This is a genomic window from Pseudomonas sp. NPDC089569 (assembly GCF_050280625.1).
Taxonomy (GTDB): domain Bacteria; phylum Pseudomonadota; class Gammaproteobacteria; order Pseudomonadales; family Pseudomonadaceae; genus Aquipseudomonas.
In genome coordinates, this window is the sequence record NZ_JBNNVQ010000007.1 from 28278 (window position 1) to 51920 (window position 23643).

Consider the following 23643-nt stretch of genomic DNA (forward strand, 5'->3'; position numbering starts at 1 on the left):
GCAGCTCCACCCGACTTACCCATGACAACAGGCGCTCGCGCGACGAACGTGAGCCCTTTGCTGCACCTGTGCCCTGTACTGCCGCCTTGAAAACATCACAACAACAAAGGTGAACATGATGAGAAAGTCCCCCCTCGTTCCGCTGGTCTGTCTTGCTGCTGCCCTGGTGTCCGGCTTCGCCAGCGCCGGTACGCTGAAAGATGTGCAAGCTCGTGGAAAACTCAACTGCGGCGTGTCGACCGGCAACACCGGGTTGTCTGCCCCAGACGCAAAGGGCGCCTGGCAAGGTCTGGACGTTGCATTGTGCAGGTCCGTCGCAGCCGCAGTATTGGGTAACGCCAACGCGGTCAACTTTGTACCCACTACTGGCCAGACTCGCTTTACCGCCTTGGCCTCGGGCGAAGTCGACCTGCTGATCCGCAACAGCTCCTGGACTTTCACCCGCGACGTGGATCTGAAGCTGACCTTCGCCGGTATCAACTACTACGATGGCCAGGGCTTCCTGGTGCGCAAGTCGCTCGGAGCGAAATCGGTCAAGGATCTGGACGGCGCCTCGATCTGCGTGCAGACCGGATCCACCCATGAACTGAATCTGGCGGAGTACTCGCGTAACCACGGCATGAAGTACGAACCGGTGCCGATCGACTCCACCGCCGAAGGCGAACAGAAGTACCTGGCCGGCGCCTGTGACGTGTTCACCAATGATGTCTCCGGGCTCGCGGCCTCCAAGGCCAGCTTCGCAACTCCGGATGAACATATGGTCCTAGGCGAACTCATCTCCAAGGAACCCTTGGGGCCAATGGTTCGCCAGGGTGATGACCAGTGGGCGGATGTGGTCCACTGGACACTCAATGCCCTGATCGCTGCCGAAGAGCTGGGCGTGACCTCCGGCAATCTTGCGCAAATGGCCAGCAGCTCGGGCAACCCCGAGGTCAACCGGCTGCTGGGCAAGGAGGGCAACTTCGGCCAACAGCTGGGGCTGGATGACAAGTGGGCCAGCCGCGCGATCGCCGCTGGCGGCAACTATGGCGAGATCTTCGACAACTCCTTGGGCAAGCTCACGCCCATCGGCCTTGAACGAGGCCTGAACGCCCAGTGGAATCAGGGCGGTTTGCTGTACGCCGAGCCGTTCCGCTGAGTCAACGCGCCCTCCGGCGCGTCGTTCGACCCTTGCCGCAAAGGGCAGGCTGACGGCTATCAAGAGCCCGTAGTCTGCCCAACCCTTTGGGAGAGATTCGCGATGTCCACCCTCACGATGACCCGCAAGAATGACGAACAGACGTCCTTCTCGCTGGGCATGCTGTTGCATGACAAACGTTACCGTTCCTACACCATCCAGATCATCGCCCTAATGTGCCTGATGCTCGCCGTGGCTTGGCTGCTGGACAACACCGTGCGCAACCTCGCGGTACTGGGCAAAGACTTTTCCTTCAGCTTCCTGTGGAGTGCCGCCGGCTACGACATCAATCAGCAACCCATTGCCTACGACAGTCAGATGACACACGGCCGGGCGGCGTTGGTCGGTTTGCTCAATACTTTGATCCTGGCTGTGCTGGCCTGCGTGACAGCGACAGTGATCGGTGTCCTGGCCGGCGTACTGCGCCTGTCGGATAACTGGATCGTCTCGCGCCTGATGGGCTGGTACATCGAGCTGTTCCGTAACGTGCCTGCACTGTTGTGCATCCTGATCATCGGTGCAGTGATGGCGCAAGCGATGCCGACGCCGAGCAGTTATCGAAGCGCGGGGATCAGCGAAACGGCGATTGCCGTCACGAACCGAGGTATTTACGTTCCCGAGCCGCTGTTTTCCCACGATATGGGCGTACTGAATCTGGGTGTAGTGCAGCCTGGTCTCAACACGTTGGCAATCATTGGTCTGTTGATTGTCTGCCTGTTGCTCGATTGCCTGCTGCGTCGCCATGCCGATAGCGTACAAGGCCGCACCGGCAAGCGCCCTGTGCTCTGGTGGAAGCGACTTGCAGTGCTGATATTGCCGATGCTGGCTTTGTTGTATGTCCTCGGCTTTCACCTGGGGTATCCGCAGCTGCGCGGCTTCAACTTCCAGGGAGGCTTGCAACTCGGCAACGCACTGATTGCGATGTGGATCGGGCTGAGCATTTACACCGGCGCCTTCATCGCGGAGATCGTGCGCAGTGGCATCCAGTCCATCAGCCGGGGGCAAACCGAGGCGGCACATGCCTTGGGCCTGCGTCCGGGTCGCACCATGCGTCTGGTCATCCTGCCCCAGGCGCTGCGGGTGATCGTGCCGCCGCTGACCTCGCAATACCTGGACATCACCAAGCACACCTCGCTCGGCCTGGCAGTCGGTTACATGGACCTGCGCTCGACACTGGGCGGGATCACGATCAACCAGACCGGTAGGGAGCTGGAGGGCATCCTGCTGATGATGATCATCTACCTGACTATCAGCCTGGTGATCTCCGGCCTGATGAATCTGTACAACAACCGCGTGAAATTGCAGGGGCGCTGACATGACACAACAATCCATCGCCTGGACCCGCAAGCAATTGCTTGCGCAGGCCGAGCCGCCTGCAGGGCAGGGGGGCATAGTTCATTGGATGCGCTCGAAGTTGTTCAACGGCTGGTGGAGCAGTCTGCTCACGGTTGCTGCACTCCTGACGATCGCAGCGCTGGTACAGGCTGTGTTCCCTTGGCTGGCGAATTCGGTGTGGCAGGCTGATTCCCTGGGTGAATGTCGGCGCATGCTGGCCGGCGAGCCGGGCGCCTGTTGGGGCGTGATTCGCGAGCGCTGGCCACAGTTGGTGTTCGGCTTCTATCCACCAGTGTCTTATTGGCGCCCGCTGGCTGCCTTCATGCTGCTGTTCGTCGCGCTTGGGCCGATCCTGTTCAAACGCATGCCGGCAAAAATGCTCTGGTTCAGCGCTGTCTATCCCGGTCTGGCGTTCTGGCTGATCTGGGGTGGTTCGCTGTGGACGCCGGGCATGGTCTATGCCGGACTGGCAATGGCTGCATGGGTGTTTTCCCTGGGGCGGCGCTTTGGAACCGGTCTCGCTCTGATCGGTGCGGTGGGTGTCTCGATACTCTGGTGGGTGCGAGCTGTGGAGCCGATAGCTACGCATCTTCAGGGTGTGCTCCCGTTGGTGCTAGAACCAGTGGCATCCCGTGACCTGGGTGGGTTCCTGCTGTCCTTTGTGGTCGGCGTGAGTGGTATCGCCATGTCCCTGCCACTAGGCATTCTGCTTGCCTTGGGCCGACGTTCGTCGATGCCACTGATCCGGTTGATGAGCGTGACCTTCATCGAATTCGTTCGTGGTGTGCCGCTGATTACCCTGTTGTTCACCGCCTCGCTGCTGCTCAACTACTTCTTGCCGCCCGGCACGTCGTTCGACCTGATCCTGCGCGTGATCATCATGGTGACGATCTTCTCCACCGCCTACATGGCCGAGGTGATCAGGGGCGGGCTGGCGGCGTTGCCCAGTGGCCAGACGGAGGCGGCACAAGCCTTGGGTCTGAACTACTGGAAGGCGCAGCGCCTGGTCATCATGCCCCAGGCCCTGAAAATTTCGATCCCGATGATCGTCAGCACCTTTATCGGCCTGTTCAAGGACACCACGCTGGTGGTGTTCATCGGCCTGCTCGATCCCATTGCGCTGTCCACCGCGATTCGCGCGAGCACCGAGTGGCAGGGCATCTACTGGGAGCTGTTCCTGTTCATCGGCGGCGTGTTCTTCCTCTTCTGCTTTGGCATGTCGCGTTACTCGATCCACCTGGAGCGCAGGCTCAAAACCGATCACCGCTAGGAGTCAAAAACAATGAAAAGCGAGCATTCAAACGTCTCCCCGGCGCCTGTCCAGGAAGTCGCGATACAGATCACTGGCGTCAACAAGTGGTATGGAAATTACCACGCGCTGCGCGATATCAACCTGACCGTTACCCGGGGTGAACGAATCGTCATCTGCGGTCCTTCCGGGTCGGGGAAATCGACGATGATCCGTTGCATCAACCGATTGGAGGAGTTCCAGCAAGGCCGGATTGTCGTTGACGGCACCGAACTGACCAGCGATCTGCGCAAGATCGATGAAGTCCGTCAGGAAGTCGGCATGGTGTTCCAGCACTTCAACCTGTTCCCGCATTTGACCATCCTGGAGAACTGCACCCTGGCGCCGATCTGGGTGCGTCAGGTACCTCGGCGACAGGCTGAGGAAATGGCAATGCATTACCTGACCAAGGTCAGGATTCCCGAGCATGCGCACAAGTTTCCCGGCCAGCTGTCCGGCGGCCAGCAGCAACGCGTGGCAATCGCCCGGGCGCTGTGCATGAATCCACGGGTCATGTTGTTCGACGAGCCGACCTCGGCGCTGGACCCGGAAATGATCAAGGAAGTCCTCGATACCATGATCCAGCTGGCCGAGGAGGGGATGACCATGCTTTGTGTTACCCATGAAATGGGCTTTGCCCAGGCGGTAGCGAACCGCGTGATCTTCATGGACCAAGGGCAAATCGTCGAACAGAACGAACCGACTGCGTTCTTCAGCAACCCGCAGTCCGAGCGATCGAAGACGTTCCTGAGTCAGATTCTGCGTCACTGAAAGTCCTGAATCTCTTGCGGGACCTTTGAGGAGGTGGGCCAGACCCTCTCCTCTTTTTTATGTTTATGGCGTATGAGGAGTCGCTGTGGGCGCATTTCTATTCATCATCAACGATGGCTGTTACGGGTCTGAGCGTGCCTTCAATGCATTGCGTTTGGCCGGCTCGTTGTCGGCACAGAAACACGCGCAGGTCCGTGTTTTTCTTCAGTCCGATGCAGTGGGTTGTGCCAGGGCAGGGCAGAGGGTGCCGACCGGGCACTACAACCTCGAACTGGTCCTGGCAAAGGTCCTGCGCAAGGGTGAAGTGGCACTGTGTGGTGACGGCATGGATGCGCGTGGGATGAAGGACGCCGAGCTGGTTGACGGGGTGCGGCGTGCCGCACCGGGAGAGCTGGCTGACTGGACAATGCAAGCGGATAAGGTGTTGATTTTCTGAATTCGCCCCGGGCTACCGGGACGAACGCTTCACTTCGAGAGTCAGGTCCGAGGCTCGCAGGTCATATCCCGTTGCCGGCTTTGCAGCCAGAACAAGCCGGCCATGGCGATCAGGACCGGCGGCAAAATCATTCCGGAAACAGTCGACCAGCCAAAACTGTCGAGCAGGCCGCCTGACAGGAAGGAACCAACCACCATGGTGCCAAACACCACGAAGTCATTGATGGCCTGGATCCGCGGACCATCTTTGCGGGCGTGACAGGTCAGGACCAAAGCGGAGGCACCGAGGAAGCCGAAGTTCCAGCCGATACCTAGCAGTACCAGTGCCAGCCAGAAATGACTGACACTCACGCCGGCCATACCCGCCAGCGCTGCAGCACCGATCAGGATCAATCCGCACTGGATGATGAAGGGCGCGCCGAATCTATTGATCAGCCGCCCAGTGAAGAAGCTCGGTGCATACATGGCGATCACGTGCATTTCTATACCGAAATTGGAGTTCACCCTGGTGATGCCGCACAGATCCATGGCCAGCGGTGCAGACGTCATCATGAAATTCATCATCATGTAGCTGACCACGCCACACAGCATCGCGACGATGAAGCGCGGCTGACGAAGCACCGCGCCAACCGGACGCGGTTGCTGTGATATGGACGCCGGTGCCGGCTGGATGAAGCGCACGCCCATCAACACCCACGCTGAAAGCAGCGCAAATCCTGCGGCTGCGATGTAGGTGATGGCAAAGGTGTGGGTCGAAACGTCCATGGTAGCGTTCACCAGTTGCGGCCCCAAAACACCGGCGGCCACGCCACCGGCCAGCACCATGGACAGCGCTCTTGCGCGGTTTTGCTCATCGACGCATTCGGCAGCGGCAAAACGAAAGGTCAACACAACAGCGGCGTAGGCACCGCCAAACAGCATGGCAATGCAGAACAGCACAAATGAAGTCGTCCATAGTGCATAGGCGGCAAGTAAACTGACAATGACACCGCAGGTATTGCCGATCAGGAACGCGACGCGGCGTCCGAAACGGCGGCCGACGTAGCCAATGGGCAAAGTAGCCAGCGCCATGCCGATGACGAACACCGAGATGGGCAAGGTTGCGAGGGAAGGGTGGGGGGCAAGCATGTTGCCGATGATTGCTCCGGTGGCGTAGACCACAGTCGAGTTGGCACCGGCCAGCGCCTGGGCGATTGCCAGGCGCGCCACGTTCGAATCGATTCTGAAAGTTTTCATTGGGGTTCCGCAGGTTTTGAAGCGCGCACTTCCTACATTGTTTGCCCCTCGAAAGGTGGCGGCAACGCAGGATTGATTTGCAGTCGACAAAGAAAAACTTTTTCCTTTTCAGTTGCCCGGGGCGCTCGAAGTATCACCGCGCATATAGGCCTGCGGGCTGCTGCCCAATTCCTGGCGGAATGCATAAATGAACGCCGAGGTCGAACCGTAGCCCAGTTCCAGCGCAGTGCGGGTGACATCCAGCCCACCTCCGAGGAGTTCAATCGCGCGGAACAATCGCAGGCGTCTGCGCCAGGTACGCAGGCTGAATCCGGTCTCATTGAGGAAACGACGGGCCAGTGTTCGCTCCGACATGCCCAGCGTTTTCGCCCAGGTTTCCATCTCTGTCGTATCCGCCGGGTCGGCGTACAGCGTTTCGCACAACCTCATGAGGCCCTGGCTTCGCGGCCAGGGCAAGGCGGTAGAAATGGGCGTGGCACGACGCAACTGGTCCAGAATCAATTGAGTGATGCGGCTTGCGTATCCGGCTTCTTCCTGTTCATCTTCGATACGCGTCGCTTCGATGATGAGCGCCTTGAGCAGGGGGGAAACACCAAACAGCGTCGCTTGATCCGCTGGCAAGCCCGAGGGGATTCGGTCGCTGATCCACAGGCTGCGAAACTCGGCGCCGTACATCGAACCGACCTTGTGACTCAGTCCGGTGGGTAGCCAGGCCGCTTGTTCTGGCGAGATCACGAAAGAACCCGTCTGGGTGTTGACCGTCAGTACACCGGATATCGCATAGACCATTTGGTGCCAGTCATGGGCATGTTCGGGAAAGCTGTGCCGAGCCGGAATGGATTGGGCACGGACTTTCAACGGTTGAGGCGAAGCAATGCCGTGAGGCGCTTCGATGATGTCCCAGTTCATCTGACGATCCGAGCAAACAGTGGTTTTGAAGTGCATGATGACAAAACATCAGGCCTGGCAACCGGAGCCGATTTCATGCGTGTCGCCGCTTTATTCATGTTGTTCGGGTGGATGGCTTGTGCTCTACATCATATGACTGATAGTCGAGAGTTGGCCAAGACTGATTGGGTTCTAATGTGAGTACGAGGTGGCCCACCCGACCGCGCACTGGGCATCTTTATAAAGCGGTCACCTCGTACCATTTCTGCTTGGAACTACATAGGAGTTGCCCGCAACATGGCCTGTCTTGACCGTTACAGCCTACCCCTTTCGACCTCTTCCGAAGTTGCCGCCGAGCGCTACCGGACGGGTGTGGATCTGCTGCTCTCGCTCTGGCCGGGTGTCGCGCAAACCCTCGATGAAGCGATAGCCGCCGACCCGGACTTTGCTCTACCACTTGCTGCGCGTGCCCGCTTCCATGCTGTACGTGCCGAGGCGACTCAGGCGAAGGCCAAGATTGCCAAGGCCATGGAGCTGGTGCAGATCAATGGCACCGAGCGTGAGCGCAGCCACGTGCAAGTGCTGTCCCTGGCAATCAACGGGCAAGCGGCCATGGCGCTGGCCGGCGCACTTGAGCATACCGATCGCTGGCCGCTGGATATCGTGATCCTGTCGATGCCGCTGGGGGCGTTTGGCCTGTTCGCGTTTTCCGGCATGGCCGACCATGACCAGGCACGTGTCGAATTGTGCGAACGCCACGCTCGTCACTTCCCCGAGGATGACTGGTGGTTCCTCAACTATCGAGGTTGGGCCCACGGCGAAAACGGCAACGTTGAGCTCGGCCGAGCAATGACTCAGCGCTCGCTGGAGCTGCGGCGCAATAACGTCAACGCGGTCCATGCGGTGGCCCATGTGCTCTATGAAGCCGGCGCCAACGACGAGGCGGCTGAAATCATCAAGGACTGGTTGCCGGGTTATGATCGCAGCGGCACATTGCACGGCCACATCGCCTGGCACGGCGCGCTGGTGGCGCTGGAACGCGGTGATCTGGAAACGGCACTGGGCATCTACGCCGGGCAGGTAGCGCCGCCAGTTTCCATGGGCGTGCCGATCAACGTCATCAGTGACAGCGCCTCCTTCCTGTGGCGTATGCAGGCTTACGGTCATGAAGTACCAGCGGGCCTGTGGAATGAGGCTGCGCGTTACGCTGCCGACTACTTCCAACAGCCGGGCTTCCCCTTCGCGGACGTTCACATGGCCATGCTGGCTGCCGCTACCGGGGACCAGCTCGCACTCGAACAACGAGCGAATGCGTTGAGCACTCTGGTCAGCGATGGCAGTCTGCGCGCGGGGTCTGTTGTTCCTGCGGTTTGCCACGCACTGCAGGCCTTTGCCAATGGCAACTATGCGGATTGTGCGCGGATTCTCGAACCTGTCGCTCACGAAGTGGTACGCATCGGCGGCAGCGGTGCCCAGCGTGAAATCGTCCAGGACACTTTGTTAGTGTCGCTGATGCGTGCCGGCGAGGCGGAAAAGGCCAGGGCACTGCTCGACCGCAGACTGCACCGTCGTCCCTCGCCACGCGACACTCGCTGGCTGACCGGCCTCGCCGCAGGCTGACATTCAGAAAATTCCTCCGGTGCCTATCGAGACTGGCTGACTTGGCGACAGGTCGGCCGGCTCGCCTGCACCTTCATGCAATGCCAGGAAGGGGATATCTGAAATGCGTCTTGCCCTGACTGCCAGCCCGGCAGGTTTACGAGGTTTACTTCTGCGTCTGATGAGCCCAGTGGCGATCATTGCCATCGCGCAATTGTTCGGCACCTCGTTGTGGTTCAGCGCGAACGGCGCCGCCGACTCGTTGATGACCACCTGGCATGCCTCCACCGCCGATATCGGCTGGCTGACCAATGCCGTGCAGTTGGGTTTCATTCTGGGAACCTTGAGCTTGTCGCTCAGCGGCGCAGCTGACCGCTTTCGCGCCAGTACGCTGTTTGTCTATAGCGCGATCGCTGGCGGTCTGTTCAATCTGGGCTTCGCCTGGCTGGCTGATGGGCTAGTCAGCGGTGCCGTGCTGCGCTTTTGTGTCGGCGTCACGCTCGCGGGGATCTATCCCATGGGGATGAAGTTGATTGTCGGCTGGGCGCCTGAACGCACGGGGCTGGCGCTGGCGCAACTGGTGGCGATGCTGACCCTGGGTACCGCGTTGCCCCATGCCCTCAGGCTCGTGGGTGCCAATTTGCCCTGGCAGGTGATCATCACTGCCTCTTCGGCTCTTGCGTTGGCGGGGGCCCTGCTGATCGGCATGCTCGGTGATGGTCCGCACGCACGCAATGGAAATGTCAGCGTCCCGACCAAGCGGGTCGGACCCATCCTCGACGCCTTCAGGATCAGCCGCTTCCGGGCGGCAGCGCTCGGCTATTTTGGCCATATGTGGGAGCTCTACGCGTTCTGGACCGTTGTCCCGCTAATCATCAGTCGCACGTCCCTGGCTTCTGCTTACCCCACAGCGGGTGTCGCAGGGTTGTCATTCGGCGTGATGGCCATTGGCGCTTTGGGCTCTCTGGTTGGCGGTCTGCTTTCGCAGCGTCTGGGCAGTGCGCGCGTGGCCCTCGGTTCGCTGGGCTTGTCCGGCCTTTGCGGGCTGCTCTTCGTGCTGGTCGCTGGAGTATTGCCGGCATGGGCGCTGCTTTTTTTACTGGCTGTTTGGGGGGCGTCCGTTGTTGCCGATTCTCCGCAATTTTCCGCACTCGCGGCCAAGGCCTGTCCGCGTGACGCAGTAGGCAGTGCGCTGGCCATTCAGAACAGCATCGGTTTCGCGATCACGGTTGTGTCAATTGCCGGCACCACCTGGCTGTTCGAGCGCGTGGGCATCGATGCGCTATGGCTGCTCGTCCCCGGGCCGGTGCTCGGTCTTGCCGGATACCTCCTTTCATACCGGAGCGCTGATACCTGACATTTACGCCTGATAACCAGGCGCGCAAGCGATCGACCGATCGCTGCAACAGCACTTTTCGAATAAAAACAAAACTCGAGGTCTTTGCGATGCACGAAGTGGGTGTCTGGGGGCTGCTGTCCCCGGCGGTAACGATATGCCTGGCGATCTTTACCCGTCAGGTGATTTTGTCATTGGTGGTGGGCTGTGTAGCGGGGTTCATGGTCCTTTCAAATTTCCACGTAGGCCATGGATTGCAAAGTGCAGTGCAAGGTGTGGTCGATGTGTTCAAGTCCGACGGAGTCGTGCGGACCTTGATCTTCACCGTAATGATCAGCGGTGTGATTCACCTCGCAAGGCTCACTGGCGGCATGAAGGGTTTAGTCAACCAGATTTCCGGACGCCTGCGTATCGTCAAGGGGCCGATCAGTATCCAGTTACTGGCCGGTGCATTGGCGTCAGTGGTGTTCATCGACAGCTACCTGGCGATGCTCACCTCGGGTGCGGCCACTTCTGAACTGGTACGCCGCCATGGCGTAGCACGTGAGCAGGTAGCCTATGTGCTCAAGAATGTCGGCATCAGCGCATGGTCATCAGCGATATTCAATGGCTGGGGTGCAATGATGCTGGGCATTATCGCCGTCCAGGTGGAAAACGGCAGTATCCAGGGCAATCCGTTCAATATCCTTGCTCACTCCATTGTCTACAACCTGTTCGCCTGGGCCAGCATTGCCATGGTGCTGGTGAGCATCTTCACCCGTTTCTCTTTTCCGGGCATGCGCCGTGCCAAACAGCGCGCGGCAACCGGCACGGAACTCAGAGAAGGCGCCGTGCCGCTTACTGCCCTGGGCGAGGAGGAACAGATCTCAAGCGCCAGTGTTTCCAACCTGCTGGTACCGCTGCTGTCGATTTTCCTGTTTGTGCCGGTCGGACTGTACATCACCGGTGGCGGCGAGATTGGCAATGGATCAGCCTCGACCGCCATTCTCTGGGCCGTACTCTTCGGACAGTGCGTCGGCTTTGTGCATTACGTGCTGATCAAGCGGGTCATGAACATCGAAACCTATTTCAACCGCCTGGTCGAAGGCTACCAGGCCATGTTGCCGTTGGTGGTTGTGCTCACCCTGGCATTCCTGATCGGTGACCTGTCCAGCCAACTGCAGATTGGCCAGTTCCTGGCACAACATTTCAGCGTACTGATGCCCGTAAGCCTCGTGGCTGCTTTCGTATTTCTGGTCGCTGCGCTGATATCCCTGTCCACCGGTACTTCGTGGGGGACCTTCTCCATCATGATTCCCATCGGCATCCAGCTGGCCGTGTCGTCCGGTGCGGACCCTTACCTGGTGATCGGCGCCGCTATCTCGGGCGCGATATTCGGTGATACCACCTCGCCGATCAGCGACACCGGAATCGTCACAGCGACTGCAACGGGTAACAACCTCATGGACCACATCAAAACCCAACTTCCCTATTGCTTGACGGCTGCAGGTATTGCGCTCGTGGGTTTTGTGATCCTTGGTCTGACCAAGAGTCTGTAGACGGAACTGGACATAAGGTGGACTTGAAGTGATCAAGCGACTCGGATTCAGCCACAAGATCCTGTTGGCGGCTTCATTGCTGGTAGTGTCAACCTTCGGGCTGTTCGCCCTGTACAACGATTACCAGCAGAGCAACGCGATCAGTAGGGACCTGCAACGCAATTTGCGCGGTATCGCGGAAGTCACGGCGGATAACATCCGCAACTGGTTGGGTGGCAGGCGTCTGCTGCTGGAAAGTCTGGCTGAGGTATTGGCCCATGCTGATGAAAAGGGGCGCGAGCAGTGGCTACGGCAGCAGACTTTGAAAGAGTCCCTGGCCTTCGTGTATCTCGGCACAGACCAGGGCAGTTTCCATGTGTTTCCTGAAACGCCAATGCCGAAAGATTACGACCCGCGTTCCCGCCCCTGGTTTCAGCAGGCGCGACAGGCAGCTGGCAGTCAACTGACTGAACCTTATCTGGACGCCAACACCAACCAACTGACCATGACCATCGCCACGCCGGTTACCGGCGTTGGTGTGGTGGGCGCTGATCTCGAACTGCAGGGGCTGGTGACGCTGATCGATGCCCTCAACTTCGATGGGATGGGGTATGCATTTCTGGTCAGTGGCGATGGCAAGGTTTTGGTACATCCGGATCGCCAATTCATGATGCAGCCGGCACAGAATCTTTTCGCTGCCGGGATGCCCCCGCTTGAGGGCGGAAAACTCAGCCAGGTGCAGAGTCAGGAAGGTGAGCGGATTGTCACGTTCATGCCAGTACAGGGCTTACCGGGTGTGAACTGGTATCTGGGCATCTCTCTGGACAAGAACAAAGCATTCGCTGTTCAGCAAGACTTCAGATCGTCCGCACTGACGGCAACCTCCGTCGCAGTCAGTGGTTTATTGATCTTGATGGGGATGCTGATTCGTTTGTTATTGCGCCCGCTGCATGCGCTGACAAACGCGATGGAAGACATCGCCCAGGGACACGGCGATCTGACCCGGCGTCTGCCCGTCAATAGCAAGGATGAATTTGGACTGTTGGCCAAGGCGTTCAACGGCTTCGTCGAGCGCATTCACGACTCGATTCGCGAAGTGAACAAGGCTATGGGAAAAGTCGACCAAGTCGCCAGGCAGGTGATTTCATCGACCACGATCACTCTCGACAACACACAGGTCCAGGCGAGTCGCACGGGCAATGTAGCCGCCGCGATCAATCAGCTTGGCGCGGCAGCGCTGGAGATCGCGGGCAATGCCGCGATGGCCTCGCAACGTGCCAGTACCGCACTGATACAGGCACATGAGGGCCGCGAGGTGGTTGAACGCAATATCGACACGATGACGCAACTCTCTTCATTGATACAAACATCCAGCTCACACATCAGCCAGCTCAACGGGAAGACCGAGGATATCGGCCAGATACTCGAGGTAATCAGCAGCATCTCCCAGCAGACAAATCTGTTAGCCCTCAATGCTGCTATCGAGGCAGCCAGGGCAGGGGAGGCGGGCCGGGGCTTTGCGGTTGTTGCCGATGAAGTGCGTAACCTTGCCCATCGGACCCAGCAATCGGCGCTTGAGGTTCAGCAACTGATCGAAGAGCTTCAGGCAGAATCCGCGATGGTGGTGGGCTCCATGCAGGAGAGCCAGCGACAGAGTGGCCAGAGCGTCGAAGTCGCGTGCCAGGTAGGCCATCGTCTGACCGGAGTCACCGACGGTATCGAGCAGATGGATGGGATGAACCAATCGGTTGCAGCGGCGACCGAGGAACAGAGTGCTGTGGTAGAAACAATTAACCAGGACATCAGCGAAATCGACCTGCTCAACCAGTCAGGTGCAAAACAGATGCGCACGACTGTGCAAGCATGTTCTGAGTTGCAGCGGCAAGTGTCCGACCTCACGCTGTTGCTGGGGAAGTTTCAGGTCTGATTTCTTTCAACGAAGAAGTTGTTCGGCGTGGGGGCCGGGACGGGAAAGTTGGAGGTGACCGCAGCCACCCATAACGCCTTGCAGGATACACAGGTCGCCAGCCAGGCAGCTCAGTTGTGACACTTACGCAGAGGTACTGAACAACCGCATCCCGCGACTGACGGCATCAATCGCGCCTGCAACATATCCTGGAAACTCCGGGGACCATTCACTTGCTATTCCGATGAGACAGTCTCTCCACGGTCCGCTGTCTGCCGTGGCCGCAGGTGCCGCTGCATGATGATTCGCGCCCTTCAGGTCGGCCTCAATGGCGGTGAATGGCTGCGCTGCCCAATCCTTCAACAATTCGGCTTTCGGCCTGCGGGCCTGGGAACCGAACATCCGGACCAGTTGAGCACGGCAAAGTGCTCGTAGATCGCTTTCAGGCAGCGCTCTGCGAAGCGTCGCCGGTATACCCACGAAACCAAACAGTGCAGCGCTACCATGTGCAGTCGTGGCGTCGTGGATTTCCACCAAAGGACCAACGCTGCTGCGGCCCTCGCCAGACAGCCCCTGCTCGCGCCAGAAAGGTTTATCGAAGATGGCGAAATATTTGGCGTGGGGCGCCATCCAGGTTGCGGTCGCTTTCCAGCTTTGCGACAACTTTGATGGCAGGGCGGGGGAGAATTCGATGGAGGCGTGCACCAGGCGCGGTGGCATTGCCAGGAAAACCTTCTCAACGCTCCATGTACTGACCTGGCCTTTAGAGTCGGTGCTTTGCACTTCCACGCTCTGCGCTTTGCGGCACACATATCGCACAACTTGCCCGGTCAGGACTCGCTTCGGGTCCAGATGGGCATACAGGGAATCGGTTAGTGCGCCCATCCCGCCCACAAGGCGCATGGACGGCGGCGAGTTCACGTAACCGCGCATGCGCATTACAGCCGAGTCGGCTGACCGTTCGACCAGCATTTCACCTGTCTCGTATTGCTCGAATCGGCGCAGGCCCAGTTCCTCGACGAGTTGGTCCAGCTGTCGTTGGTAACCGGGCCAGAACCACGAGGGGCCAAGGTCGAAGCGGTCCGTGATGTTCGATTGCTCGCAGCTCGTATCCGGGGTTTCGCAAAGAAGTGGAGCAGATACGATGCGTCCGCCCGGAGCATCCCGCGCTTCGAGAATTACATAGTCCATTACGCCTCTTTTTTGCAGCATATAGGCTGCAAACAGTCCACTCAGGCCAGCTCCGATGATCGCGATTTGCGCTTTTTGCATTGATCAGGCCTCTTCGGGCATATCCGGCAGATGTCCGGTCTTGAGATAAACCACCGCACCTTGGCTACCGGCGGTGATGTCGAGATAGAAACCCGCTGGCAAGCGCATCCAGGTGCCGGGCTCGAATGACTGATCCGGGGTTTTCAACTGCCCTGATATCAACAACCATTCAGCACTGCTGACGCTCGCGGTAAACAGTGATTCTCCGGGTTGCATGCGTTGCAGAATGACCGTCTCGATGCCGTCGGAAAACAGCGGGCAAATGTCTCGGCCTCCGTGCTGCTGCCAGTTTGATGGGACTTGAGTATTGATATGGACTCGCTGTTTTTCGTCGGGCTTCATTTGCCAGAGCTTGACGAAGATGACCGCGCCTTCGTGGCTGGAGGGTTGGTGAAACGACCCGGGCGGGTTACGCAGATACGATCCGGCAGAATAGTGCCGATCACCTTCCGAGAACGTTCCGGACAGCACGTAGATCTCCTCACCTCCGGGGTGCGAATGCTGCGGAAAAATGGACTTCGGGGCATAGCGTACAATGCTGGTCGCGCGGGCTTTTTCGCCACCGAGCCGATCCAGCATGACGCGTTCGACGCCGCTTTGCGGTGAAGGCACCCATTGGTAGTCGTCTGGTCCGATGACGACCGGCTGGGAAAAGTCTGCGTTGACATACATAAACGTCACTCCAGAAGTTGATGAAGGGGGCCATTGTCGTCCCCTTCTGTAACTCAAGCGTCGGAGAGTTGAGCGTGCGCGTCGAGCACACGAGCCGAGTAGACAAGTGCAGCGCCCGCGTTCAGGGCGATTGCAACACCTAACGCTTCGGTGATTTCTTCCTTGGAGGCACCCAACTCAACAGCCTTTTTCGTATGTACGGTAATACAACCGTCGCAGCGCGTGGTCACGGCTACAGCCAGCGCGATCAGCTCGTGAATCTTCGGTTCCAGGTGTCCGGTTTTTGCGGCAGCACCATCAATGGTGTTCAGACCCCGGACGATATCCGGGCTTTTCCTGGCGACATCGCCGATACGCTCCAGCAAGGCGGTGCGATAGGCATTCCAGTCGTTCATCATGGGAGATTACCTTACAGAATGAGTTGCCGGGCTCCGTTTGGTGCCCGGCAGAAGGGGTCAGGCAACTTGGTAAATGCGGACTTCAGGGGCTGCGTCCAACAAGGGCTGCAGGCCGCTGACCACGTCCTCGGTAAAAAGATTGCTCTGAAGATAGGCGCTGGCGTTTTGAACGTTGTCGAAGCCGTGCAGGACTTGGACATCTTCGTTGCGCACGAGCAGTGTTTTCGATTTCGCACCCGAGGCAGTGTTCAGGAACGCAGCCTTGTACTTCTCGTAGACGCCTGCCGCAGCAGAACGATTGGCTTCGGCGATCTTCAATGTGATTTGCAGATAAACCATTTTCGTATCTCCAGGTTAGTCAGGTGAAACATCCAACGGGGGTCGGATCTCGGTACAAAAAATGGCTTGCGCCCTGTATCAGTTGCGGCCGGCCATCACGCCGCCGTCGACATCCCAGATCGCGCCGGTGACCCAGGCGGCCTTGTCCGACAGCAGGAAGGCAACGACTTGCGCGACTTCCAGAGGTGTGCCAACGCGACCGATCGGATGGAAGTCATTGAAGCCCTGCAAGGCACCATGCACTTCGTCTTTCGGGATGAAACCTTCGTAGATCGGTGTCGCCACGACCGCTGGCGAAACGGCATTTACGCGGATGTGCTTGGGCGCGAGTTCCATCGCCAGGTGCTGGGTCAGTGAGTGCAAGCCGGCTTTGGCCATTGAGTAGGCCGAGGAGGGCGTTGCAGCGATTGCTTGCCTGGCCCACATCGAACCGATGTTGACGATGGCCCCCGGGCGATCTTGAGCAACCATGTTTGCCGCGACCTTCTGAGTGATGAAAAAGAACGCTTTGTTCAGCTTCATGTATTGGTCGTAATCAGCACCCTGGTGTTCCAGGAACGGCTTGGGAAAGAACACGCCGGCAGCGTTAACCAGCAGGTCGATGTCCGCGTGTTGCTCATCGAGAGTCTTGATCAGATTGGCCAGACCTACTTCGCTGGTCAGATCGGCGATCAGCGCGGTGACCTGTCCCAGGTTTGAAAGCGCTTTGCGAGCCTCCTCGGTCTTTTCAGGGCGATTACCGACGATGACCGCACTGCCACCTTCGGCCAATACCAAACGGGCGGACTCCAGGCCCATGCCACTGGTGCCACCGACGACCAACAGTTTTTTACCTTCGAATCGATTGCTCATATCGGACCTTTTCGCAGCCTATGATTTATCAAGGGATGGTTAATGCAGGTGTGTCAGAGTCACTGGAGCACTCAGCCTGGTTCAGACCGAGCGGGAAAGTTTTTCAATCAAGCCAGGCTTTGATTTCCAGGCTTGCATATGACACTGTTTCTACATTGAGGCCGATTATTCGCCGTGTTTGGCTGCATCGACAAACCATATAAAATGTCAATTATGGAAAGAAAAAGTTTATCGTTATGAAGCTACCTATCCATCTCAATGCTTTGCGCGCCTTTGAAGCCAGCGCCCGCCATCAAAGCTTTTCCGCTGCCGCAGCCGAGCTCAATGTCACGCCTGCCGCCGTGGGCCAAATGGTGCGTTCCCTGGAAGATTGGCTGGGTACGCCGCTCTTTCATCGTGCATCCACTGGCCGATCAAGATTGGTTGCAACCGAGGCTGCCGAACATGCACTGCCCGACATTCGGGCCGGCTTTGACAGGCTCACGTTGGGAATGGAAAAGCTGAAGGAGGAGGCGAGCGGCGGGGTGCTGACGGTAACGGTTAGCCCCGCGTTCGCCGCGAAGTGGTTGTTGCCCCGTATCGAGAGCTTTCATGCGGCCTGGCCGGAGATGGACGTACGCCTGGACACCAACCTGCGGGCGGTCGACTTCGTCGCCCACAGGATCGACATCGGCGTGCGCTACGGGGCGGGTAGCTGGCCGGGGCTGGTAGCGGAAAAGTTGATGGAGGAAGAGGTCTATCCGGTCTGCTCACCCAATCTCCTGATTGACGCAACGCGGTTACGGAAGCCGGAGGACCTCACCCGGGAAACCCTAATCCATGACTTGTCGATGGACAGTCATTCTGACTTTCCCTCTTGGGCGACATGGGGGCAAAGCGCTGGTCTGACTGGCTTGCTCACTTCGCGTGGCATGAAGATCAACAACTCGGCTGCAGTTCTGCAAGCTGCGATTGACGGACAGGGTGTCGCATTGGCAAGGAGTGTTATGGCTCGTGATGATGTCACCGCTGGGCGCTTGGTCAGGTTGTTTCCGCAGATAAAATTTGAGTCGGCACTGGCCTACTATGTTGTTTATCGCCATCAATGCGCGAGCTTGCCGAAGATGAATGCTTTTCGTAATTGGCTGTTCGAAATTATTGCGAGGAAGGAAGGGTGAGCCATCATCTCAGGCGCCCGTCTGCAGCCCAGGCTTCAGTGCATCGGCATTAGTGAGAAAGCGATCAAGATTCTACGCGAAGCAGAAGTTTGATCTTCTGTTCAATGGTGATGGTGCGCGGCTTAGGGCGTGCGAAGCAAACTTTCTTGCGACAAGCTTCCTGACGTCGAAGGCACTGTTAGCAGTACTTGGTAATCCTTCAATTTTAAACCTCGAGCCATCCCTGGCTCTCTCTAGCAATACAGAACTAGAACTTGAAGCGTCCAACCAAGCCTTTGAGCTGTCCGGAGATATCCGTCAAACGCCCCGAACCGGTCTGCGCCGAGTGAGCAAACTCCTCGACCAACTGCGCATCGGAATGGATCTGCACGATGTGCAGGTTGATGTTTTCGGCCACCTGATGCTGTTCCTCTGCGGCTGTAGCGATCTGAGTGTTCTGGTCGCGAATCGAGTCCACCGAGGTTCGGATCTTGTCGAAGCTGTCGCGGGCTTGTTGGATGCGCTCAACGCTGGTTTGCGACACTTGCAGGCTGCCTTGCATCTGCTGGGTGACTTCCTGCGTACGCCGGGCGAGGTTGCCGAGCAGGCTATCGATCTCGCCAGTGGAGTCGGCTGTACGCCGAGCCAGGGCGCGGACTTCGTCGGCCACCACGGCAAACCCGCGACCCTGATCGCCGGCGCGCGCCGCTTCGATGGCGGCGTTGAGGGCCAGCAGGTTGGTCTGTTCGGCAATCGAGCGAATGGTATCGAGGATGGTGTTGATGTTCTTGCTGTCCTGTTCCAGCGCCTGCATGGTCTGGGTCGATTGTTGTAAGTCCTTGCTCAGTCTCAGCACACTTCCCGTGGCTTCGCCGATATGCTGTTGTCCGTCGTACACGTCGCGGTGACCCGCGTCCGCGCTAGAGGCAGCCTGGCTGCAGGAGCGGGCTACTTCGTTGGCCGTTGCGACCATCTCGTTGAATGCGGTACTCACCAGTTCCACTGCCTGACGTTGGCGCCCGGCGGCTTCGTTCATGTTCTGGGCCACTTCGCTGGTGTCCGCCGCCACGTTTTGCAGGTCGGAAGAGGCGCTGCCGATACGCTGCACCAATTGAGCGATCATTCCAAGGAACTGATTGAACCAGATTGCCAGGGTGGCGGTTTCATCCTTCCCCTGCACCGTGAGTTTACGAGTGAGGTCACCTTCACCCTCGGCGATTTCCTGCAGGCCATTTGCAACGCCACGAATCGGTCGCACGATCACGCTGGCGAAACTGGCGCCCACGATGGCGAAGAGCACAGTCAGAGCGGCAGCAATGGTTGCGATCAACCAGGTTAGACTTGAGGCGTGGGCCATCACTTCGTCGCGTTTGATCAGGCCGATGAAGCGCCAGCCTAGTCCCTTGGAACTGATCACGTTGGCCATGTAGGGCACACCGTCGATCTCGATCTGAGTCACGCCGTCGCTGCTTTTGGCCAGGTCGGCATAGTTAGGCCCAAGGTCGGCTAGAGGCTTGAAGTTGTGCTTGGGATCGCTGGCATCCACCAGCACGTTGCCGTTGGCCTCGACCAGCATCAGATAGCCGCTTTCACCCAACTTGAGCTTTTTGACCAGTTCGGTCAGATTGTTGAGCGACACATCGAGACCTACGACGCCGACCGGATTGCCATTGTCATCAGTGATGGTGCGCACGGTACAAATCAGCGTCACATCGTCCGGCGCCCAGTAGTAGGCATCTGTGCGCAGGGTAGTGCCAGGTGCGGCCATGGCGGCCTTGTACCATGGACGCGCGCGTGGATCATAGTTGGCCATTTTCGGGTCGTCAGGCCAACTGGCGTAGCCGCCGTCATTCGTACCCACGGAAAGATAAGCAGTAGTCGGATGGCTCTTGGCGAACCTGTCGAAGATCTCCAAAAGCTGTTGATTGATCTCAGGAGACGGCGTTTGTGCGGCGTCAGTGCCGACATAACTCTTCAAACCTTTGGCCGTGGCGACTCGCGGATCCGTGGCGAAGTATTCGACGTTCTGACTGATGCCGTCGAAGAATTGCTTCATGCCATTGTCAATCTGGCGAATTTCACGGCCGCTGCTATCCAGGAAGTTGGCATGTGCTGCGTTTCGCAGATTCAACACGACAAGCACCGCCACCAGGATAACGGGGAGGCAGGCGATTGCCGCGAACGCCCATGTCAGCTTCTGTTTGATATTCATGACTTCTCCCGCAGGTATTTATAGTTGTTGGAACGGCGGAAACCATAGCGGCGTTGCGAATTTTGGAAGGGGAAACTACCCAGCATATTCAGCCTCGCGACAGTTTCAGGAGCGAGATCCATAGGGAGGCTCGGCGTCTGCGAAGGTCATCTGTTTCATCAGGAAACTCGGGCAACGGGATCGGCGTATTTCACTAGAAACAGGAAGTCTTCTTCAGAGTTTCCTTAGCTATCTGGCCAGCCGTGAAATTGGCGATGTGGCCACCGATGCGTAAAGCGAACCGTCTGCTGCAATTGCATGCTGCGTATAAAACAGAATCACAGAAGGGCACCTTCCTTCGAAGGTGCCCTGGTTAGATCACGCCCAGATGTCACCGATGGTGAAACCTTCTGTGAATGGATCGTCGTGATCGAGAACAAGGGTGTTCAGACCGTAGATCCAGCTCTTGCCAGTAATGGTAGGGACTACTGCCTTGTGGTCGCCAATACGAGTTTCCTCGATAAGACGGCCCGTGTAGATGTTTCCAATAATGCTTTGATGGCGGAAGTCTTGATTCAGTGAAAGCTCACCCTTGGCGTGGAGCGTGGCCATCTTCGCGCAGGTGCCCGTGCCGCATGGGCAGCGATCCAAGGCGCCAGTCCAGGTTGTCTCATCGTCCCAAGAGAACTCTCCAGAGGCCATTGTCACGGTATTTTTCCAATCGGCATTCGGATCGTCGGACGGGCCCGACAGCTGCGAAATGGTAATGCCGACGCCAGGGTAGTCCGGGTGCGCAACAGGCAACTGTTCGATGGCAGCTTGGCGAATCATGGAGGAAATACGTGCGATTTCTGCGCCGTGCTGTGGGATCAGCTGTAGATCTTTGAACTGGCGAACGTCTGCGATGACATAGAACATACCGCCCCAGCCCACGTCTACTCTGACCTTGCCCAGGAAAGGCACGTCAATAACTGCGTCAAGGTGAGCGGCGAAGGCTGGCACGTTCTGGAAAGTCACGCCTTTTACCTTGCCATCCTTGCACTCCGCTTTGATACGGATCAATCCGGCAGGTGCTTCAAGAGTCAACTCGGTGACAGGTTCTTTCATGGGCAGCATGCCCATTTCGAGAAGAACGGTTACCACAGAGATGGTATTGCCTCCCGACATCACGGGATATTCGATCTGCTCCATGATGATGTAGCCAGCATCGGCTTCCGGGTGGTTCGGCGGCACGATGATGTTGCAGCAATGCGCTGGATAACCACGCGGCTCTCGCAGCATCAACTTGCGCAGCTGATCATCGTTTTTCTCAAGCCATTTCATCTTCTCGTAGACGCTATTGCCTGGAATGTGCGGAACGCCACCGGTGATGACACGCATCGGGGTGCCGGCGTGGGTGTCTACAGCATGAATTGTTCTTTTGAATGCCATTTTCTTTACCTGTCGTAATACGGGGTTGGCCCGTGAAGAAGCTTGGCTCACAAAGCAGTAGGCTCGCGGAGCGCGAGCCTACTACCGATTGGATGGGTTCAGCAGCGAACCGAACTTGCCTGATGCAGATCCAGAGAGCGCGTTTCCGGAGCCATCAGCCAAGTGAAGAACAGCCCTACCATGGAGATACCGAAAGCCACGTACATGGTGTTGCCGATCCCAATGCTGTCCAGGGAAAGCGGAACAAGGTAGGTACCGACGGCAGCGCCAATTCGCGAGAGGGAGGTGGCCAAGCCAACAGCGGAACCACGAACCGAAGTCGGGAAAAGCTCGTTAGGGTAGACATACTGGAGCACTTGAGCGCCCCCAATGAACAAAGCGTAGCTGCCGAAAAGAGCCAGCGTTACAACGCTTGCGCCGTCCGGATACACACCGAGCAGCAGGAGAGCTAGACCCGACCACAGGAAGCTATGCATCAACATGTTGCGACGACCCAGTGGATTGATCAGCTTCACACCGAGTAGACAACCAAAGACGAACATCACAGTGATTGCGACTGCACCCCAGGCTGCCAGTTCGCCGGTCAGGCCCATGGTGCTCAGAATTTTGGGAGCAAAGGCGTAGATCGCGAATTGCGGGATGATCGAGCACGTCCAGAAGATGCTGACGAAGAAAATGCGTCGTCCATAATTGGAGTGGAACAGCGACCACACCGAGACATTTTGCTCTGTTGTTTTCTCAGGCAGGTTTTGAACAGACCACTGGTTGCCGTAGACTTTTTTAATTACCTGATCGGCTTCTTTGACTCGGCCTTTGCTCAAGAGCCACCGAGCAGACTCCGGGGTACCAGCACGCATCACCAGGAACAAAAAGGCAGGGGCTGCGGCACTGGCCAACGCCCAACGCCACGCTTCAGGGCCAGCCATTCGAAGAATGACCTCACCAGCAACGTAGGCGACTGCGGCACCCACGAACCACATCATCACCAGTGCTGCCAGGATCGACCCTCGTTGTTTCTTTGGTAGGAACTCTGCGAGCAGTGATGTGGCCAGTGGATGGTCGGCACCGATTGCAACGCCGAGCATCAGGCGCAGCACGATCAGCGACCAAGCCGACGCGACCCAGAATTGGCAAAGAGAGAACAGAGCAAGGACTACAAGTACGAGTACGTACAGCGTCTTGCGGCCTAAGCGGTCAGTGAAGAGACCACCGACAAAGCCGCCGAAGAACATGCCTATCAACGAAGCTGCTGCGACTAAGCCTTCTTGCAGCGTGGTCAGTTGCAGTGCTTGACTGAGCTGAACCATGACGACGCCGATTATGCTCAGGATGTAGCCGTCGAGGAAGGGAGCACCAGAAGAGTAAACCGCTAGTTTCTTGTGAAAAGCGTTCAGCGGAGCGTCTTCTAGTGAGATTTTTTGATTGCTGGACATCGTGCCTCCATCAGTACTTAGCTTGTTTGCCGGCCAACGCCGGACAATACGTACTACCGCCAAGCGACTGAGTTTTTAGAATTGTTATAAAGGTGTCATCGTTGTTGCACGTGAGGGTGATTCACCTGCATAGAGTTTACTGAGCAGTCGGCCCGGGCAAAGTGCTTGCTAGCCTTACCGCCAGCTCGCAAGCAGTACCCGTCGCCTCATCCATTTATGTGCGATAAACAGAAGCGCACTACTCCTTGGTCAGCACTATCTCATCGTTCCTTTGGCAGCCATATAACAGGCCTGACTACTTATAGGAGATTCTTTTTCAGGCGATTTGCAGGTCTGGAACTGCTGAAGCCTTGGCTTGGAATCGTCGGTTTAGAGGCGGCAGTGATTGGCCTTCTGAGATGGGCTGCGAGCGGAAGATCATGATTTGCTTG

At 57.9% G+C, this 23643-nt stretch carries 20 protein-coding genes; 10 read left to right on the forward strand and 10 right to left on the reverse strand.

Annotated elements, in window-relative coordinates; translation table 11 throughout:
* The first annotated feature begins 118 nt into the window (after positions 1-118).
* The 5 genes from ACQKP2_RS05315 (at position 119) to ACQKP2_RS05335 (ending at position 5007) form a co-directional block, all read left to right on the forward strand.
* Positions 119-1138, forward strand: coding sequence for an amino acid ABC transporter substrate-binding protein (locus tag ACQKP2_RS05315; protein WP_427574952.1), 1020 nt, complete (start codon positions 119-121; stop codon positions 1136-1138).
* A gap of 102 nt (positions 1139-1240) precedes the next feature.
* Positions 1241-2491: an amino acid ABC transporter permease gene (locus ACQKP2_RS05320; RefSeq protein WP_427574954.1), complete on the forward strand. Its 1251-nt coding sequence runs from the start codon at positions 1241-1243 to the stop codon at positions 2489-2491.
* A 1-nt stretch (position 2492) separates the two neighbouring features.
* Positions 2493-3782 (forward strand): ABC transporter permease subunit, encoded by a 1290-nt coding sequence (locus tag ACQKP2_RS05325; RefSeq protein WP_427574955.1) that lies wholly within the window; start codon positions 2493-2495, stop codon positions 3780-3782.
* Positions 3783-3794: 12 nt separating this feature from the next.
* Positions 3795-4571: an amino acid ABC transporter ATP-binding protein gene (locus tag ACQKP2_RS05330; protein WP_427574956.1), complete on the forward strand. Its 777-nt coding sequence runs from the start codon at positions 3795-3797 to the stop codon at positions 4569-4571.
* An 85-nt stretch (positions 4572-4656) separates the two neighbouring features.
* Complete coding sequence (locus ACQKP2_RS05335; RefSeq protein ID WP_427574958.1) at positions 4657-5007, forward strand: DsrE/DsrF/TusD sulfur relay family protein; 351 nt, start codon at positions 4657-4659, stop codon at positions 5005-5007.
* A gap of 41 nt (positions 5008-5048) precedes the next feature.
* Here the strand turns inward: ACQKP2_RS05335 and ACQKP2_RS05340 are convergent, their stop codons facing one another.
* On the reverse strand, positions 5049-6242 hold the full coding sequence (locus ACQKP2_RS05340; RefSeq protein WP_427574960.1) for an MFS transporter: 1194 nt from the start codon (positions 6240-6242) through the stop codon (positions 5049-5051).
* Positions 6243-6350: 108 nt separating this feature from the next.
* On the reverse strand, positions 6351-7187 hold the full coding sequence (locus ACQKP2_RS05345) for an AraC family transcriptional regulator (protein ID WP_427574961.1): 837 nt from the start codon (positions 7185-7187) through the stop codon (positions 6351-6353).
* A gap of 240 nt (positions 7188-7427) precedes the next feature.
* On the opposite strand from ACQKP2_RS05345, the gene ACQKP2_RS05350 reads away from it, so the two are divergent.
* From ACQKP2_RS05350 to ACQKP2_RS05365, 4 genes are all read left to right on the forward strand, one after another.
* Entirely contained in the window at positions 7428-8750 is a 1323-nt protein-coding gene (locus ACQKP2_RS05350; protein WP_427574963.1) for a tetratricopeptide repeat protein, read from the forward strand.
* Between the two features lie 103 nt (positions 8751-8853).
* Entirely contained in the window at positions 8854-10086 is a 1233-nt protein-coding gene (locus ACQKP2_RS05355) for an MFS transporter (RefSeq protein WP_427574964.1), read from the forward strand.
* Between the two features lie 89 nt (positions 10087-10175).
* Positions 10176-11603 carry a Na+/H+ antiporter NhaC family protein gene (locus tag ACQKP2_RS05360; protein WP_427574966.1) on the forward strand — a complete coding sequence of 476 codons (1428 nt, stop codon included), beginning with the start codon at positions 10176-10178 and terminating at the stop codon, positions 11601-11603.
* A gap of 28 nt (positions 11604-11631) precedes the next feature.
* Positions 11632-13509 carry a methyl-accepting chemotaxis protein gene (locus ACQKP2_RS05365; protein WP_427574968.1) on the forward strand — a complete coding sequence of 626 codons (1878 nt, stop codon included), beginning with the start codon at positions 11632-11634 and terminating at the stop codon, positions 13507-13509.
* Positions 13510-13632: 123 nt separating this feature from the next.
* On the opposite strand, the gene ACQKP2_RS05370 is transcribed toward ACQKP2_RS05365, so the two are convergent.
* From ACQKP2_RS05370 to ACQKP2_RS05390, 5 genes are all read right to left on the reverse strand, one after another.
* Complete coding sequence (locus tag ACQKP2_RS05370) at positions 13633-14760, reverse strand: flavin monoamine oxidase family protein (RefSeq protein ID WP_427574969.1); 1128 nt, start codon at positions 14758-14760, stop codon at positions 13633-13635.
* A 3-nt stretch (positions 14761-14763) separates the two neighbouring features.
* Positions 14764-15432 carry a cupin domain-containing protein gene (locus ACQKP2_RS05375; RefSeq protein ID WP_427574971.1) on the reverse strand — a complete coding sequence of 223 codons (669 nt, stop codon included), beginning with the start codon at positions 15430-15432 and terminating at the stop codon, positions 14764-14766.
* Between the two features lie 53 nt (positions 15433-15485).
* Complete coding sequence (locus ACQKP2_RS05380; RefSeq protein ID WP_427575119.1) at positions 15486-15827, reverse strand: carboxymuconolactone decarboxylase family protein; 342 nt, start codon at positions 15825-15827, stop codon at positions 15486-15488.
* Between the two features lie 60 nt (positions 15828-15887).
* Complete coding sequence (locus ACQKP2_RS05385) at positions 15888-16169, reverse strand: hypothetical protein (RefSeq protein WP_427574973.1); 282 nt, start codon at positions 16167-16169, stop codon at positions 15888-15890.
* Positions 16170-16247: 78 nt separating this feature from the next.
* Positions 16248-17021 (reverse strand): SDR family NAD(P)-dependent oxidoreductase, encoded by a 774-nt coding sequence (locus ACQKP2_RS05390; RefSeq protein ID WP_427574974.1) that lies wholly within the window; start codon positions 17019-17021, stop codon positions 16248-16250.
* Between the two features lie 236 nt (positions 17022-17257).
* Here ACQKP2_RS05390 and gcvA point away from each other — a divergent pair, with 236 nt between their 5' ends.
* Positions 17258-18178 carry a transcriptional regulator GcvA gene (gene gcvA / locus ACQKP2_RS05395; RefSeq protein WP_427574975.1) on the forward strand — a complete coding sequence of 307 codons (921 nt, stop codon included), beginning with the start codon at positions 17258-17260 and terminating at the stop codon, positions 18176-18178.
* A gap of 247 nt (positions 18179-18425) precedes the next feature.
* On the opposite strand, the gene ACQKP2_RS05400 is transcribed toward gcvA, so the two are convergent.
* The 3 genes from ACQKP2_RS05400 to ACQKP2_RS05410 form a co-directional block, all read right to left on the reverse strand.
* On the reverse strand, positions 18426-20369 hold the full coding sequence (locus ACQKP2_RS05400; protein ID WP_427574977.1) for a methyl-accepting chemotaxis protein: 1944 nt from the start codon (positions 20367-20369) through the stop codon (positions 18426-18428).
* Positions 20370-20726: 357 nt separating this feature from the next.
* Positions 20727-21779: a proline racemase family protein gene (locus ACQKP2_RS05405; protein ID WP_427574978.1), complete on the reverse strand. Its 1053-nt coding sequence runs from the start codon at positions 21777-21779 to the stop codon at positions 20727-20729.
* A 98-nt stretch (positions 21780-21877) separates the two neighbouring features.
* The gene (locus ACQKP2_RS05410) at positions 21878-23212 is read right to left on the reverse strand and encodes an MFS transporter (protein ID WP_427574980.1); all 1335 of its coding nucleotides are present in this window, start codon (positions 23210-23212) and stop codon (positions 21878-21880) included.
* Positions 23213-23643 lie beyond the last annotated feature (431 nt).